Source organism: Dietzia sp. DQ11-71 (assembly GCF_014144995.1).
In the GTDB taxonomy this organism is placed as follows: Bacteria; Actinomycetota; Actinomycetes; order Mycobacteriales; family Mycobacteriaceae; genus Dietzia; species Dietzia kunjamensis.
The window spans coordinates 1-1,009 of sequence record NZ_JAALDT010000380.1 but is presented as its reverse complement, the minus strand read 5'-3'; the positions used below and the strand labels follow the sequence as shown (position 1 = coordinate 1,009).

1 protein-coding gene and 1 pseudogene are annotated in these 1,009 nt (G+C 61.5%); one reads left to right on the top strand and one right to left on the bottom strand.

The window, feature by feature from the left end; translation table 11 throughout:
- Nucleotides 1–207 (top strand): annotated as a pseudogene (locus tag G6023_RS12945) (MFS transporter); the annotation flags it as partial.
- 213 nt (nt 208–420) lie between these two features.
- Here G6023_RS12945 and G6023_RS12940 read toward each other — a convergent pair.
- Nucleotides 421–828, bottom strand: a complete 408-nt coding sequence (locus G6023_RS12940; RefSeq protein ID WP_182635883.1) for a four-helix bundle copper-binding protein — start codon at nt 826–828, stop codon at nt 421–423.
- Nucleotides 829–1,009 lie beyond the last annotated feature (181 nt).

Below are 1,009 nucleotides of genomic sequence, written 5' to 3'. Positions count from 1 at the left end.
TGGCGGGGACGAGCCGTCGGGGTCTACCGCGTGTGGCGCGACCTGGGATACGCAGTCGGTGCAGTGCTCGGCGGGATCGTCGCCGACGCCATGGGTATGCACGCAGCAGTGTGGGCCGCCGCCGCCGTCAGCGCCGTCTCGGCCGCCGCGGTAGCGATCCGCATGTACGATACGCACACACCGCTCGCCGTCGGAGACGAGCGGTGATGACTGACCCGACCTCGGCGACCGGGCCATTCGAGACCCAGGCGGATCAATAACGCAACCGACGATCACTCACCCAAAACACTGCAGGTTAAAAGGCCACGCACCTGTCGGTGCCTCAACTCAACACCCTTCAGCTTTACAGAATGACTGGATATCGGCGGGTGGCCCAGCCTGGTCGATTGTCGTACGACCGACCAGGCCGGGCATGGATCGTTAGCTGATCGCGGACAGGAGGTCGGTGCAGGCCTGTTCGCATTTGCGGCAGGCTTCGGCGCAGACGCGACAATGCTCGTGCATGTCCTCGTGCTTCTTACACTCGGTGGCACATTCTGCGCATGCTGTCCGGCATGCCTCGAGCGTGGTTTTGACCGTGGCGAGGTTCTGCCCGGTGCGACGGCTGAGGATTTTGCCAGTGGTTGCGCAGAGATCGGCGCAGTCAAGGTTGAGGCGAATGCAGTTCCGTAGGTCTGCGACCATCTCTTCGGCCAGGCAGGCGTCAGCGCACGAGGTGCAAGTCTGTGCGCATTCGAGACACGCGGCGATGCAGTCGGCAAGCTTCTGCACGTCTATGCCGGAAGCGTCGTTGGGGTGGGTTTTGATCATTGAAGTGATGTGAGACATCGATGTGCTCCCTTCTTCTCCGAGTCGTCGCTGGAGGCGCCCAGCTAACGCCGACGCTACTGATGCGCAGAACTGGCTACAGTCCCTCGGTTCGACCTTCGCAGAATCTTTGTAATAACAAGCGTCCAATACCCGTTGTATCGGCTTTTCGCAGAAGGGCGGATCATTGTGCGGAGCGGTG

Bases quoted from the DNA above. Each gene is read 5' to 3' on its own strand.
- G6023_RS12940 (WP_182635883.1), bottom strand. From the start codon at position 828: ATGTCTCACATCACTTCAATGATCAAAACCCACCCCAACGACGCTTCC.